Origin of the sequence: Streptomyces sp. NPDC090088, from assembly GCF_044747345.1 — a bacterium.
GTDB lineage: Bacteria > Actinomycetota > Actinomycetes > Streptomycetales > Streptomycetaceae > Streptomyces.
In genome coordinates this window covers 479237-492016 of record NZ_JBIVDZ010000009.1, presented here as the reverse complement: position 1 = coordinate 492016, position 12780 = coordinate 479237, and the positions used below count along the sequence as shown (strand labels likewise).

The 12780-nt window shown below is 72.1% G+C and carries 12 protein-coding genes; 6 read left to right on the top strand and 6 right to left on the bottom strand.

Annotated elements, in window-relative coordinates:
- The first annotated feature begins 73 nt into the window (after positions 1 to 73).
- The gene (locus tag ACIPSJ_RS39110) at positions 74 to 343 is read left to right on the top strand and encodes a hypothetical protein (protein WP_359208981.1); all 270 of its coding nucleotides are present in this window, start codon (positions 74 to 76) and stop codon (positions 341 to 343) included.
- A gap of 29 nt (positions 344 to 372) precedes the next feature.
- Here the strand turns inward: ACIPSJ_RS39110 and ACIPSJ_RS39105 are convergent, their stop codons facing one another.
- From ACIPSJ_RS39105 to ACIPSJ_RS39095, 3 genes are read right to left on the bottom strand one after another with little or no spacing between them, the layout of a single operon-like run.
- Positions 373 to 1569: a CaiB/BaiF CoA transferase family protein gene (locus ACIPSJ_RS39105; protein ID WP_401352983.1), complete on the bottom strand. Its 1197-nt coding sequence runs from the start codon at positions 1567 to 1569 to the stop codon at positions 373 to 375.
- A gap of 33 nt (positions 1570 to 1602) precedes the next feature.
- On the bottom strand, positions 1603 to 2379 hold the full coding sequence (locus ACIPSJ_RS39100) for an ABC transporter permease (RefSeq protein ID WP_365695602.1): 777 nt from the start codon (positions 2377 to 2379) through the stop codon (positions 1603 to 1605).
- Positions 2376 to 3311, bottom strand: a complete 936-nt coding sequence (locus ACIPSJ_RS39095) for an ATP-binding cassette domain-containing protein (protein WP_401352981.1) — start codon at positions 3309 to 3311, stop codon at positions 2376 to 2378. The genes ACIPSJ_RS39100 and ACIPSJ_RS39095 overlap by 4 nt, the downstream gene beginning before the upstream one ends.
- A gap of 63 nt (positions 3312 to 3374) precedes the next feature.
- On the opposite strand from ACIPSJ_RS39095, the gene ACIPSJ_RS39090 reads away from it, so the two are divergent.
- A complete protein-coding gene (locus ACIPSJ_RS39090) occupies positions 3375 to 4085 on the top strand; it encodes a TetR/AcrR family transcriptional regulator (RefSeq protein WP_401352979.1) in 711 nt (236 codons plus the stop codon).
- A gap of 61 nt (positions 4086 to 4146) precedes the next feature.
- Here ACIPSJ_RS39090 and ACIPSJ_RS39085 read toward each other — a convergent pair whose 3' ends face one another.
- From ACIPSJ_RS39085 to hmgA, 3 genes are read right to left on the bottom strand one after another with little or no spacing between them, the layout of a single operon-like run.
- Positions 4147 to 5301: a type ISP restriction/modification enzyme gene (locus ACIPSJ_RS39085; RefSeq protein WP_401352977.1), complete on the bottom strand. Its 1155-nt coding sequence runs from the start codon at positions 5299 to 5301 to the stop codon at positions 4147 to 4149.
- A 12-nt stretch (positions 5302 to 5313) separates the two neighbouring features.
- Positions 5314 to 6063: a GntR family transcriptional regulator gene (locus ACIPSJ_RS39080; protein WP_359209000.1), complete on the bottom strand. Its 750-nt coding sequence runs from the start codon at positions 6061 to 6063 to the stop codon at positions 5314 to 5316.
- Between the two features lie 26 nt (positions 6064 to 6089).
- Positions 6090 to 7454 carry a homogentisate 1,2-dioxygenase gene (gene hmgA, locus ACIPSJ_RS39075; RefSeq protein WP_359209003.1) on the bottom strand — a complete coding sequence of 455 codons (1365 nt, stop codon included), beginning with the start codon at positions 7452 to 7454 and terminating at the stop codon, positions 6090 to 6092.
- Between the two features lie 153 nt (positions 7455 to 7607).
- On the opposite strand from hmgA, the gene ACIPSJ_RS39070 reads away from it, so the two are divergent.
- The 4 genes from ACIPSJ_RS39070 to ACIPSJ_RS39055 all read left to right on the top strand — a co-directional run bounded on the left by ACIPSJ_RS39070 (position 7608) and on the right by ACIPSJ_RS39055 (position 12758).
- Complete coding sequence (locus tag ACIPSJ_RS39070; protein ID WP_401352974.1) at positions 7608 to 8156, top strand: hypothetical protein; 549 nt, start codon at positions 7608 to 7610, stop codon at positions 8154 to 8156.
- 64 nt (positions 8157 to 8220) lie between these two features.
- Entirely contained in the window at positions 8221 to 8838 is a 618-nt protein-coding gene (locus ACIPSJ_RS39065) for a TetR/AcrR family transcriptional regulator (RefSeq protein WP_359209009.1), read from the top strand.
- 177 nt (positions 8839 to 9015) lie between these two features.
- Positions 9016 to 11247 carry a molybdopterin oxidoreductase family protein gene (locus ACIPSJ_RS39060; protein ID WP_401352972.1) on the top strand — a complete coding sequence of 744 codons (2232 nt, stop codon included), beginning with the start codon at positions 9016 to 9018 and terminating at the stop codon, positions 11245 to 11247.
- 122 nt (positions 11248 to 11369) lie between these two features.
- On the top strand, positions 11370 to 12758 hold the full coding sequence (locus ACIPSJ_RS39055; RefSeq protein WP_401352970.1) for a CitMHS family transporter: 1389 nt from the start codon (positions 11370 to 11372) through the stop codon (positions 12756 to 12758).
- Positions 12759 to 12780 lie beyond the last annotated feature (22 nt).

The window sequence follows — 12780 nt, the reverse complement described above, 5'->3', positions numbered from 1 at the left end:
TACACGAGTGCCCCATCGGGGCGATAGGGTTACCCTGCCCGGGCCGGGTGGACTCGTACGGGTGGGGAGTGACATGGATCAGATAACACGCAGCAGGGCGAGGGTTCCTGCGATCACCTGCGGGAGCAGCGCGACCAGTTCGCGCCTCGACCGCCATCTGTCGGTGCTGTCGGGGCCCGCCATACCGCAGCAGCAGGCGGTCGAGGCGACGTCACTGATGCGTGAGCTGACCGCGCGTGAACCCGCGCAGCGCAGCGACCGGGGCGCACGGGTCAGCCGTGTCTCCCTCTTCGCGCCACTGCGCCGGCTGCGCCGTTCGCTGTTCGGTGGCAGCAAGCACTGAACCGACTGGCCTGACCGTCAGGTCCGCGCTCAGACAGTCACACCGTCCCGGCGCAGCGCTGCTCTCTCGGCGTCCGTCATCCCCACGGCACGCAGCAGCGCCTCGGTGTGCTGTCCGAGTGCGGGCACATCGCCCATCCGCGCCTCGTCCCCGCCCGGCAGCGTGATGGGCGGCAGCAGCGCACGCAGCGGCCCGACCGGCGACCCCACTTCCCGCCACCGCTCCCGGGCCGCCAGCTGCGGATGCTCCGCCAGCTCGTGCAGGTCCCGCAGCCGCGCGCACGCGATGCCCGCGGCCTCCAGCCGGGCCAGCGCCTCGTCGGTGTCCAGTGCCTTCAGCGCCCGCCCGACCAGCTCGTCGGTCCGCTCCCGGTGCGCCACCCGCGCCGGGTTCGTCGCGAACGCCGGATCCGTGCCCAACTCCGGCTGCCCGAGCACGTGTTCGGCCAGCCGTCGCCACTCCCGGTCGTTCTGCACCGACAGCAGCACCCGCCCGCCGTCCGCGGTCGGGTAGGCGTCGTACGGCGCGATCACCGCGTGCGCGAGGCCCGTGCGCTCGGGCGGGGTCCCGCCGTGCAGGGTGTGGTGCAGCGGATGCCCCAGCCACTCGGCGAGCGACTCCAGCATCGACACCTCCACCGGCCCGCCCCGCCCGGTGGTCCCCCGCCGCACCAGTGCCGCCAGCACGCCCGAGAACGCGTACATGGCCGCCGCGATGTCCGCGGCCGGGATCCCGGCCTTCACCGGCTGCTCCGGCGTCCCGGTGACCGACACCAGCCCCGCCTCGCACTGCACGAGCATGTCGTACGCGCGTTTGCCGGCGTACGGCCCAAACGCGCCGTACCCGGAGATGTCCACGGCGACCAGCCGCGGGTGCGCGGCACACAGCGTGGCCGCGTCCAGGCCGAGCCGGGCGGCGGCTCCGTGCGCCAGGTTCTGCACGAAGACGTCCGCGTCCGCCACCAGCCGCCGCACGACGTCCAGTCCGCGCGGGTCCTTCAGGTCCAGCGCGATGGACTCCTTGCCCCGGTTGCACCACACGAAGTGCGAGGCGAGGCCGCGGGCGGCGGTGTCGTAACCGCGTGCGAAGTCACCGCCGTCGATCCGCTCGACCTTGATCACCCGGGCGCCGAGATCGGCGAGCTGCCGGGTGGCGAAGGGGGCGGCCACGGCCTGTTCGACGGCGACGACGGTGATGCCCTCCAGGGGCAGCGGGAGACGGTCCATGGGCCGGATCATGTCCCGTGAGCGGCGGGTTTGTCAGCAGCGCCCGTACCGGCGGATCGCCGGCGGCAGGAACACGGCGATCAGAACCGCGCTCCAGGCGAGCGAGCCCGCGACCGGGTGGGCCACCGGCCAGGCCGCGCCCTCGGGGACGGGCGCGTTGCCGAACAGCTCGCGCAGGGCCGTCGTCACCGCGCTGATCGGGTTCCACTCGGCGAGCGTGCGCAGCCAGCCCGGCAGATTGCCGGTCGGGATGTAGGCGTTCGACAGCAACGGCAGCACGAAGGAGGAGGCGCCGAGCTGACCGGCCGCGTCCTCGCTGCGGGTGAGCAGGCCGAGGAAGATCCCCACGGTCGTGCACGCGAACCGGAAGAGCAGCAGCAGGCCGACGGCGCCGAGGGCCCCGGCGGCCGAGCCCTCGACGCGCCAGCCCACGGCCAGGCCCACCAGGAGCAGCGGCACCGTACCGATCGCCGTGACCACGAGATCGGCCACCGCCTGTCCCAGGGGTACGGCGGCCCGGCTCACCGGCATGGTCCGGAAGCGGTCCGACACACCCCGGTGCGTGTCGGCGGCGGCCTGGAACATCCCGGTCATCACCCCGCCGGCGGCGGTCGCCACCAGCAGCCCCGGGACCAGGAAGGAGCGGTACTGCGGGCCTGGCATCGCCAGCGCGCTGCCGAAGACATAGCCGAAGAACAGCAGCATGTTGACCGGCATCAGCTGGGTGAGGACCGCGAGACCCGGGTTGTTGCGGACCCGGCGCAGCTGCCGGCCCGCCATCGCGGCACCGTCGTACGCGAGCGCGCTCATGCGGCACTTCCCGTCAGCCGCAGGAAGACGTCGTCCAGGGTCGGCGATCCGATGCTCGCATCGAGCAACGGCACCCCCGCGGCGTCGAGTTCCCGCACCAGGCGGGGAAGGGTGAGCGTCGGGTCCATGGTCACGGCGCCGACGGTGTTCCGCCCGTGGTCGAACCGGGGCTCGGCCCCCGTGAGCCGATCGAGGACGGCGGCGGCCTTCGGCAACGCGTCCGGGTCGGCGACCACGGCCTCCGCGTGCCGTCCGACGAGTGCCTTCAGCTCGGCGGGCGAGCCGGTCCGCTCCGCCCGGCCCCGGTCGATCAGCACGATGTCGTCGGCGAGCCGGTCGGCCTCCTCCAGGTACTGCGTGGTCAGCAGCACGGTCGTGCCGTCGGCCGCCAGCTCGCGGACCGCGTCCCAGACGCGGGACCGGCTGACCGGGTCGAGGCCGGTGGTCGGCTCGTCGAGGAACAGCACCTCGGGCCTGCGGACCAGGCTCGCCGCGAGGTCGAGCCGGCGGCGCATGCCACCCGAGTAGGTGGCCGCCCTGCGGTCGGCGGCCTCGGTGAGGCCGAAACGGTCGAGGAGTTCGGCCGCCCGGTCGTTCGGCCCGCGCACCCGGTGCAGGCGGGCGAAGAGACGCAGGTTCTCGCGTCCGGTGAGGTCGCCGTCGACGGAGGCGTACTGGCCGGTCACGGCGATGGCGCGGCGGACGGCCGCCGCGTCCCGGACCAGGTCGTGCCCCGCGACGCGGGCCGAGCCCGCGTCGGGCCGCAGGAGCGTGGTCAACACGTGTACGGCCGTCGTCTTCCCCGCCCCGTTCGGCCCGAGCAGCCCGCACACCGAGCCCTGCCGCACGGCCAGATCGAGGCCGCGCAGCGCGCGCACCTCGCCGAAGCGCTTCTCCAGACCCTCACTAAGTACAGTGTACGTAGTTGTCATGGGGCGACCATAGCGCACTGCGTACGGTGTACGTAACTAGCATGGTGGGCGAGGTGATGATCGATGGCAGTCCGAGGGGTCGAACCCGAGGTGATCTGGGCCCGTCCCGAGCGGGCGGGGCGGGGGCCGAAGCCGGCGTTCACCCGCGCCGACATCGCGGCGGTCGCGGTGCGGATCGCCGACGCGGAGGGGCTGGACGCCGTGTCGATGCGGCAGGTGGCGGCGGGGGTGGGGTGCGGGACGATGTCCCTGTACAACTACGTCCCCCGCAAGGAGGACCTGTACGAGCTGATGGTTGACGCGGTCAGCTCGGAACACGAGGTGTGGGAGCCGACGGGGGACTGGCGGGCCGACATGGTGCGGGTCGCCGAGCAGACGCGGGCGTTGATGCGGCGGCATCCCTGGGTGCCGGCGCTCATGTCACCGGTGTACGGGTTCAGTCCTCAGGCGCTGCGGTATCTGGAGCACTGCCTGGCCTGCCTGGATTCGCTGGAGGCCTCGTACGGCACGAAGTTCGAGCTCATCGCCATGCTCAACGGTGTGGTGACGACCTATGTGCGCAACGAGATCGACACGGCCGAGCGGGCTCGGAATCTGCCCTGGTCGGAGGAGCGGGAGCAGGCGGCGCGGATCGCGTATCTCGGGGGGCAGGTCGCCTCGGGGGCGTATCCGCGGATGGCGGCGGCGTTCGCGGAGGATCCGGGGCCGATTGATCTGGAGGCTGTTTTCGGGCGGATGGTGGAGAGGGTTCTGGGTGGGTTCGCGCCGTCGTAGCCTCGCGGTTCGTGGGGGCTGGTCGCGCAGTTCCCCGCGCCCCCAAGCAAAAGAAGGTAGGTCACATCAGCGTCAGTTGACCGGCTGGGCCTTCTTCGGTGTGTTCCAGGACGGATGCCGGTTTGCGAGACGTGTCCGGGGGTGGGAGTACGCCCGCTGCTGTGAGGTCCTTCGCCGTGATCGGTGACGTGATCTCCAAGTCGGCCTGCTGGGACCGGACGTCCGCCAGCAGGGCCAGGACCGTGATCAGTTCCAGGAGTTCCGAGGTCCAGGACTGGGACCAGGCCGGAGGGGTGATCGACGCCAGGGTGCCCGGTTCCGCGGTCTCTGCCGTTCGTGCGGTGAACCATGCCTCCAGGACGCGTACTTCACCTGTCCTGAAGTCCCAGGCCTCCGGGGGGACGGGGGAGATGCGGCCCTCGTCGAGGTGGAGGGTCTCCTCGTCGGGGTCGTAGAGGAGCGTGAGGGGGCGGGCGGGGAGGGGGGCCCGGACGTAGGGGCGGCGGCCGCCGGGGAGTTTGGGGCGGTCGCCGACGCGGCGGAGCAGCCACAGGGCCCGGCGGCCCAGTTCCACGCCCTGGGACCAGAGGGCGGGGTCCGCGGTGAGCGGGACGGTGCGGTCGGGGCGGATCGTCGCCAGGGCCCAGGCCAGCAGGTCCGGGGGTGTGAGCGGCAGGTCCAGGCGGTCGGCCAGGTGCCGCAGGAGGCCCGGGGCCAGGTTCGGCTCGGCGGCGCCCGGGCGGCGGTAGAGGGGGCGGATACGGCCCGCCCGCAGGGTGGGCGGCAGGGAGGTCGCGAGGAGCGGCATGCCCTCCGGCGACTCCACCGTGAAGATCTGGTGGTCGTCGGCCACCCGCCACAGCTCCGGGCGGGCCGCGTCGATCAGGCGGTGGTCCGGGATCAGCCACTGCTCGTCGAAGGGGGCGGCCAGTACGCGGACCGGGTCCGGGCAGGGGCCCGGCGCGGCGGCGAGCGGCTCGGTGCCGCCGGCCCGGCCGGGGAGCTGGGCCACCGCCGAATGCGTGGTGCGGGCGCGTGTCGGCCCGAACAGAGTCTCCCGGTCCGGGCCCTCGGCCTTGAGCAGGGCGTCCCAGCGGGCCTTGAGGGTCGCCGGGTCGGGGGCCGTCGGCCACCCCCGGCCGAGCCGTAGTGGTGCGACGGACCACGGCATGAGGTCCGCCAGCAGCGGAGCGTCGTCGTGCGTCACGCCCGGCATCGTACGACGACTTCAGGTGGCGTCGAGGGTGACCGTGAAGGAGAAACGGTCGCCGCGGTAGTGGATGACCGCGAGGTCCAGGACCCGGCCGGCGGTGTCGTAGGTGACGCCGGTGTAGTGCAGGATCGGGCTGAGGAGGGGGACTTGGAGCAGCCGGGCGGTCTCCGGATCGGCCAGCCGGGCCTCCACCGTGTCCGTGATGCGGCTGATGTCCGCGCGGACGACGTCCCGGAGCACCTTGGTCATCGGCCAGCGGGCCAGGTCCTCCGGGTCGATGCGGTCGGCCAGTTCGGGGCGGACGTGGTTGCGGGCGTGGTTGGTCGGCTCGCCCGTCTGCTCGTCGCTGCGCAGGCGGTGGTACGTCGCCACCTCGGCGAGATCCGGGAAGTACTCGGTGAGTTCGCCGGTGACGGGCGCTGTGCCGTGGTCGAGCAGTTCCGCGGTCATGCCCGACTGCTGGGCCACGATGGCGTCCACCGAGCCGAGCAGCCGGACCGGGGTGCCCCGGCGGACGTCCGGCTCGATGAAGGTGCCCCGGCGGCGGTGCCGGCTGATCAGGCCCTCGTCCTCCAGCTCCTTCAGCGCCTGCCGCATGGTCAGCACGCTCACGCCGTAGTGCTCCGCGAGCTGTTCCTCGGTGGGCAGCCGGAGAGGGTCCCGGGGCGAGCGGCCGAGTATCGAGGCGCGCAGCGACTGCGACACCTGGTACCAGAGCGGCAGCTTGCGGTTGAGGACGATCGAGTCCGGGGCGAAGGAGGTCACGGGCCATCCGTACCGTCGGGGGATCTTCAGTGCAAGGGGCGGAAGTGGCGTTCCAGGCCCTGCCAGACGTCGTCGTAGCGCCGCTGGAGGTGTTCGGCGGTCGCCGCCCGCGGGGTGAGCGTCACCGGCCAGCGGGTCTCGAACATGAACGCCAGGCCGTCGTCCACCTTCTGGGGCTTCAGCTCGGCCGCGCTCGCCCGGTCGAACGTCTCCCGGTCCGGACCGTGCGCCGACATCATGTTGTGCAGCGAGCCGCCGCCCGGGACGAAGCCCCCTTTTCCGGCGGTCTTCGCGTCGTACGCCCCCTCGACCAGCCCCATGTACTCGCTCATCACGTTCCGGTGGAAGTACGGCGGCCGGAAGGTGTTCTCACCCACCAGCCAGCGCGGCGCGAAGACCACGAAGTCGACACCGGCCAGGCCGGGGGTGTCGGAGGGGGACGTCAGCACGGTGAAGATCGACGGGTCGGGGTGGTCGTACGAGATGGAGCCGATCACATTGAAACGGCGGAGGTCGTAGACGTAGGGCACATGTGTGCCGTGCCAGGCGACCACGTCCAGTGGGGAGTGGTCATATGTGGCGGTCCACAGGTTGCCGCAGAACTTGTTGACCACCTCCACCGGGCCCTCGATGTCCTCGTAGGCGGCGACCGGGGCCCGGAAATCGCGGGCGTTGGCGAGGCCGTTGGCGCCGATCGGGCCCAGGTCGGGGAGGCGGAAGGGCGCGCCGTAGTTCTCGCACACATAGCCGCGGGCCGAGGCATCCAGCAGCTCCACACGGAAGCGCACCCCACGGGGGATCAGCGCCACATGTCCCGGCGCCACATGCAGCAGCCCGAACTCCGTGCGCAGCAGCAGCCCGCCGAGCTCCGGGACGATCAGCAGCTCGCCGTCCGCGTCGGAGAACACCCGTTCCATGGAGGCGTTGGCGTGGTAGAGGTGCACGGCCATGCCGGTGCGCTGGGTCGCGTCGCCGTTGCCGCCCAGGGTCCACAGGCCCGCGAGGAAGTCCGTGCCCGGCGCCGGCTCCGGGAGCGGGTTCCAGCGGAGCCGGTTCGGGTCCGGGGCGATGTCCGTGAAGGGGGCGGTGCGCACCGCACCGTTGTCGGCGGCGCGGGTGAACGCCGGGTGGGCCGCCGAGGGGTGGATCCGGTACAGCCAGGAGCGGCGGTTGTGGGACCGCGGCTCGGTGAAGGCCGTACCGCTGAGCTGCTCCGCGTACAGGCCGAGGGGAGCGCGCTGCGGGGAGTTGCGGCCCTCGGGCAGGGCGCCCGGCACCGCCTCCGAAGAGTGCTCGTTGCCGAACCCGGAGAGGTACGTCAGTCCCTCCGCGGTCTTCCGCGCGTCCTCACGCCCGAACACGCTCGCGCGGGAGGTGCCCCCATCGCTCATGATCGCTCCCTGAGCCCGTGGATCCGATTCCTATGGAACACCGTAGGATTCGCTGCGGGCCGCTGCAAGAGGGGGATCATCCCTGCGGGGTAGGGCGAGAACCCGACCTGAGGGGGATTCGGTCCAGTCCGGTGCTGCTCTACGCTCCCGGGCATGTCGTGGACGCGTGGACTGCCGGGTGCGCTCGCGGTCTGCGTGCTGCTGCTGGTCGCGGCGGCGGGGTGCGGGACCGGGGAGGCGCACGGGCGGCGGGATTCGGGGTCGCCCTCACCGGTGGGCAAGATCCTCGACGACACGGACGAGGGCGGCCGCCACTACCGGGAGATCGACAAGAAGCAGGCGCCCGAGGTGGGCACGGTGGTCACCCCCGACCGCACGGGCGGCTGGGACATACGGCTCGACGTGCACCGCTTCCGGTTCTCCCCGCCCGGCACCCCCGCGAAGGCGGTCGCCGGACACGGCCTCGCCTACCTCTTCGTGGACGGCGACCTGGTGACCCGGCTGCGCACCCCCGCCTACCACCTCCCCGCCCGGCTGGTCCCGCACGGCACCCACCGCATCACCGCCCGGCTCTACGCGGACGACGGCACGGTGTGGGCCGTGCACGGCAAACCGGTCGAGAGCACAGCGGACGTCACGGCCTCCGGCGCGGAGACGGCGAAACCGACCGCTACCGGCACGACCGGGGCGGCCACCGGATGAGTGCATGGGCCATCCGTCCGCGTACTGGGGGGCGAGGTTCACCAGACCCCTGCGGAAAGGCATCATGAAGCCCGTGCCCCCAGCGACCTCGCTCCGCAAAGCGCCCGTACAGCGCCGCAGCGCCGAACGACTGACCAGGATTCTCGACGCCTGCGCCGACCTCCTCGACGAGGTCGGCTACGACGAACTGAGCACCCGGGCCGTCGCAGTGCGCGCCGGGGTGCCCATCGGCTCGGTCTACCGTTTCTTCGGCAACAAGCGGCAGATGGCCGACGCCCTGGCCCAGCGCAACCTGGAGCGCTACACCGAGCAGGTCACCGAGCGCCTGAAGGAGGCGCCGAAGGGCGACTGGCGGGCGGCGATGGACGCGGTGCTCGACGAGTACCTCGCCATGAAACGCACCGCCCCCGGCTTCTCGCTCGTCGACTTCGGCAACCAGATCCCGGTCGGCGCCCGCCACTCCGAACCCAACCGCCGCGTCGCCGACCGCCTCACCGACCTGCTCTCCCACTACATCGGCCGCGCCCCCGACGAAGACCTGCGCCGCACCTTCCTCGTCGCCGTGGAAACCGCCGACACCCTGGTCCACCTCTCCTTCCGGGTGGACCCGGAGGGCGACGAGGCGATCATCACGGAGACCCGGGAGCTGCTGCGGGCGTATCTGGCGCGGGTGCTGGACTGACGGTCCAAGGAAACGCCCCGTATGGAGCGCCCCGTAGGGGCGCGGGGAACTGCGCGACCAGCCACAGACAACCCGCACCCGAAGAACGATCCGCACCCGGAAGAACGACAGGCCTCCCGCATCGACATACCAATCGGTATGCTCGCCCGGAGTTCCACGACTCCCGGGAGGCCCCGCATGCCCCGCACCGCCCTCCGCATCTGCCCCCTCTGCGAAGCAACCTGCGGGCTGACCCTCACCATCGAGGGCACCCGCGTCACCGGCGCCCGCGGTGACCGCGAGGACGTCTTCAGCAAGGGGTTCATCTGCCCGAAGGGCGCCTCCTTCGGTGCCGTGGACGGCGACCCCGACCGGCTGCGCACCCCCCTGGTACGAAAGGACGGCGAGCTGCGGGAGGCCACCTGGGCGGAGGCCTTCGACGCGGTGGCCGCCGGGCTGCGGGGGGTCGTGGAGCGGTACGGCGCGAACTCCGTCGGTGTCGTCCTCGGCAACCCCAACGTCCACACCATGGCCGGCGCCCTCTACCCGCAGGTGCTGCTCGGCGCCCTCGGCACCCGCAGCGTCTTCACCGCGTCCACGGTCGACCAGATGCCCAAGCACGTCTCCAGCGGGCTGCTCTTCGGCGACGCCAACGCGATACCGGTGCCGGACCTGGACCACACCGACCACCTGCTCCTCATCGGCGCCAACCCCCTGGAGTCCAACGGGAGTCTGTGCACCGCCCCCGACTTCCCCGGCAAGCTCAAGGCGCTCAGGGCCCGCGGCGGCACCCTCACCGTCATCGACCCGCGCCGCACCCGCACCGCCAAGCTCGCCGACCGGCACATCGCCATCCGGCCCGGCGCCGACGCCCTGTTGCTCGCCGCGATGGCCCAGGTCCTCTTCGAGGAGGGCCTGGTGGACCTCGGCCACCTCGCCCCGCATGTCGAGGGCCTCGCCGAACTCCGCGCCGAGCTGGGGGACTTCACGCCGGACGCGGTGGCCCACGCCACGGACGTCGACGCCGACACCGTCCGCGCCCTCGCCCGCGAACTCGCCGCCGCCCCGACCGCCGCCGTCTACGGCCGCATCGGCAGCTGCACCGTCCCGCACGGCACCCTCGCCAGCTGGCTGGTCGACGTCCTCAACGTCCTCACCGGCAACCTCGACCGGCCCGGCGGCGCGCTCTTCCCACAGGCCGCCACCGACCGGACCCCGCGCCCGGCCGGCCCCGGCCGCGGCTTCGCGCTCGGCCGCTGGCACTCCCGGGTCAGCAGGCACCCCGAGGCGAAGGGCGAGCTGCCGCTCTCCGCGCTCGCCGAGGAGATCGACACCGCGACCGCGGAGGGCGAGCCGGTCCGGGCGCTGATCGCCATCGCCACCAACCCCGTGCTCTCCGCGCCGGACGGCGACCGCCTCGACAAGGCCCTGGACTCCCTCGACTTCATGGTCAGCGTCGACCCCTACCTCAACGAGACCGCCCGCCACGCCGACGTCGTCCTGCCCCCGCCGCCGCCCTCGCAGAGCCCGCACCACGACTTCGCCTTCAACACCCTCGCCGTGCGCAACCAGGTCCGCTACAACCGCCCCGCCGTCCCGCTGGAGCCCGGCCGGATGGCGGAGACCGAGATCCTGGCCCGGCTGGTGCTGGCGGCCGGCGGGATGCACGGCGCCGAACCGTCCGCCGTCGACGACATGGTCATCGGACAGACCCTCGGCAAGGCGGTCCAGGAGACCCACTCGCCGGTGCACGGCCGGGACCCGAAGGAACTCGCCGGCCTGCTGACCGGCGACACCGGGCCCGAGCGCCGGCTCGACCTGATGCTGCGCCTCGGCCCCTACGGCGACGGCTTCGGCGCCCGGCCCGACGGACTCACCCTGGAGCGGCTGCTCGCCCACCCGCACGGCATCGACCTCGGACCCCTCCGGTCCCGCCTCCCACAGCCGCTGAAGACCCGGAGCGGCAAGGTCGAACTGCTGCCCCGGCCGCTCGCCGACGACCTGCCCCGGCTCCGCGCCGCCCTCGACACCAGCCCCGCCGCCCTCGTCCTCGTCGGCCGCCGCCACCTGCGCTCCAACAACAGCTGGATGCACAACGTGCCCGCCCTCACCGGCGGCACCAACCGCTGCACCCTGCACATCCACCCCGAGGACGCCGAACGGCTCGGCGTGCGCGACGGCGCCGACGTCCGCGTCAAGGGCGCCGGGGGAGAGGTGGTCACCCCCGCCGAGGTCACCGACGGCGTCCGGCCCGGGGTCGTCAGCCTCCCGCACGGCTGGGGCCACGACCGCCCCGGTACCCGCCTCAGCCACGCCGCCACCGCCCCCGGCGTCAACGTCAACCAGCTCCTCGACGGCACCCTGCTCGACCCGCTGTCCGGCAACGCCGTCCTCAACGGCATCCCCATCGAGGTGACCGCAACCCCGTGACCTGGAGTTTTGCGCTTATTGCTCGCGTGTCAACGTCTTGTTAACGACGTTTGACGCGACCTAACGTCATCGCACCGCCGGCCCTGGTGGGAGTTCAAGGGCGAACGTTAGGTAATCCACTCATGCTGACCATCCTCGGCTTCACCATGATCGCGACCTTCCTGGTCCTGATCATGCTGAAGAAGATGTCGCCGATCGCGGCGCTCGTGCTGATCCCCGCGCTGTTCTGCGTGTTCGTCGGCAAGGGCGCCCACCTCGGCGACTACGTCATCGACGGCGTCACCAGCCTCGCCCCCACCGCGGCGATGCTCATGTTCGCGATCGTCTACTTCGGCGTGATGATCGACGTCGGCCTCTTCGACCCGGTCGTCCGCGGGATCCTGCGGTTCTGCAAGGCCGACCCGCTGCGGATCGTCGTCGGTACGGCCCTGCTCGCCGCGATCGTCTCCCTCGACGGCGACGGCTCCACCACCTTCATGATCACCGTCTCGGCGATGTACCCGCTGTACAAGCGCCTGAAGATGAGCCTGGTCGTGATGACCGGAGTCGCCGCGATGGCCAACGGCGTGATGAACACGCTGCCCTGGGGCGGCCCGACGGCCCGCGCCGCGACCGCGCTCAAGCTGGACGCCAGTGACATCTTCGTGCCGATGATCCCCGCGCTCGCCGTGGGCCTGCTGTTCGTCCTCGCCCTCGCCTACGTCCTCGGCCGCCGCGAGCGCAAGCGGCTCGGCGTGCTGACCCTGGACGAGGTGCTGGTGGAGGAGTCGGAGACGGTCCTGGTGGGCGCGGGCAAGGCCCCTTCCCGCACCGGCGGTTCGGCGTCCGGCACCGGTTCGGACCTGCCCGACGAGCCCGACGGCGACGGCTTCCAGGGCCTCGACCCGCACCGCGAGACCCTGCGCCCCAGGCTCTACTGGTTCAACGCGGCGCTCACCGTCACCCTGCTCACCGCCATGATCATGGAGTGGCTGCCGATCCCGGTGCTCTTCCTGCTCGGCGCGGCGCTCGCCCTCACCGTCAACTTCCCGCAGATGCCCGCCCAGCGGGCCCGGATCGCCGCCCACGCCGAGAACGTCCTCAACGTCTCCGGCATGGTCTTCGCCGCAGCCGTCTTCACCGGCGTCCTCCAGGGCACCGGCATGGTCGACCACATGGCCGAGTGGCTCGTCGGCAACATCCCCGACGGCATGGGCCCGCACATGGCCCTCGTCACCGGCGTGCTGAGCATCCCGCTCACGTACTTCATGTCCAACGACGGCTTCTACTTCGGCGTCCTCCCGGTGCTCGCCGAGGCCGGCCAGGCCCACGGGGTCCCCGCCGTGGAGATCGCCCGCGCCTCGATCATCGGCCAGCCGCTGCACATGTCCAGCCCGCTCGTCCCCGCCGTCTACGTCCTGGTCGGCATGGCCAAGGTCGAGTTCGGCGACCACACCCGCTTCGTGGTCAAGTGGGCCGCGCTGACATCCCTGGTCGTGCTCGGGGCAGGAATTCTGTTCGGGATCATCTGACCGATCCGTTGGAGGACTTCAC

What these genes read in the sequence shown, in the direction of transcription:
- ACIPSJ_RS39070 (WP_401352974.1), top strand. Translation starts at nt 7,608, where the DNA reads ATGTCGTGGACGCGTGGACTGCCGGGTGCGCTCGCGGTCTGCGTGCTG.
- ACIPSJ_RS39060 (WP_401352972.1), top strand. Translation starts at nt 9,016, where the DNA reads ATGCCCCGCACCGCCCTCCGCATCTGCCCCCTCTGCGAAGCAACCTGC.
- ACIPSJ_RS39110 (WP_359208981.1), top strand. Translation starts at nt 74, where the DNA reads ATGGATCAGATAACACGCAGCAGGGCGAGGGTTCCTGCGATCACCTGC.
- ACIPSJ_RS39065 (WP_359209009.1), top strand. Translation starts at nt 8,221, where the DNA reads ATGAAGCCCGTGCCCCCAGCGACCTCGCTCCGCAAAGCGCCCGTACAG.
- ACIPSJ_RS39100 (WP_365695602.1), bottom strand. Translation starts at nt 2,379, where the DNA reads ATGAGCGCGCTCGCGTACGACGGTGCCGCGATGGCGGGCCGGCAGCTG.
- ACIPSJ_RS39090 (WP_401352979.1), top strand. Translation starts at nt 3,375, where the DNA reads ATGGCAGTCCGAGGGGTCGAACCCGAGGTGATCTGGGCCCGTCCCGAG.
- ACIPSJ_RS39105 (WP_401352983.1), bottom strand. Translation starts at nt 1,569, where the DNA reads ATGGACCGTCTCCCGCTGCCCCTGGAGGGCATCACCGTCGTCGCCGTC.
- ACIPSJ_RS39055 (WP_401352970.1), top strand. Translation starts at nt 11,370, where the DNA reads ATGCTGACCATCCTCGGCTTCACCATGATCGCGACCTTCCTGGTCCTG.
- ACIPSJ_RS39085 (WP_401352977.1), bottom strand. Translation starts at nt 5,301, where the DNA reads ATGCCGGGCGTGACGCACGACGACGCTCCGCTGCTGGCGGACCTCATG.
- ACIPSJ_RS39095 (WP_401352981.1), bottom strand. Translation starts at nt 3,311, where the DNA reads ATGACAACTACGTACACTGTACTTAGTGAGGGTCTGGAGAAGCGCTTC.
- hmgA (WP_359209003.1), bottom strand. Translation starts at nt 7,454, where the DNA reads ATGAGCGATGGGGGCACCTCCCGCGCGAGCGTGTTCGGGCGTGAGGAC.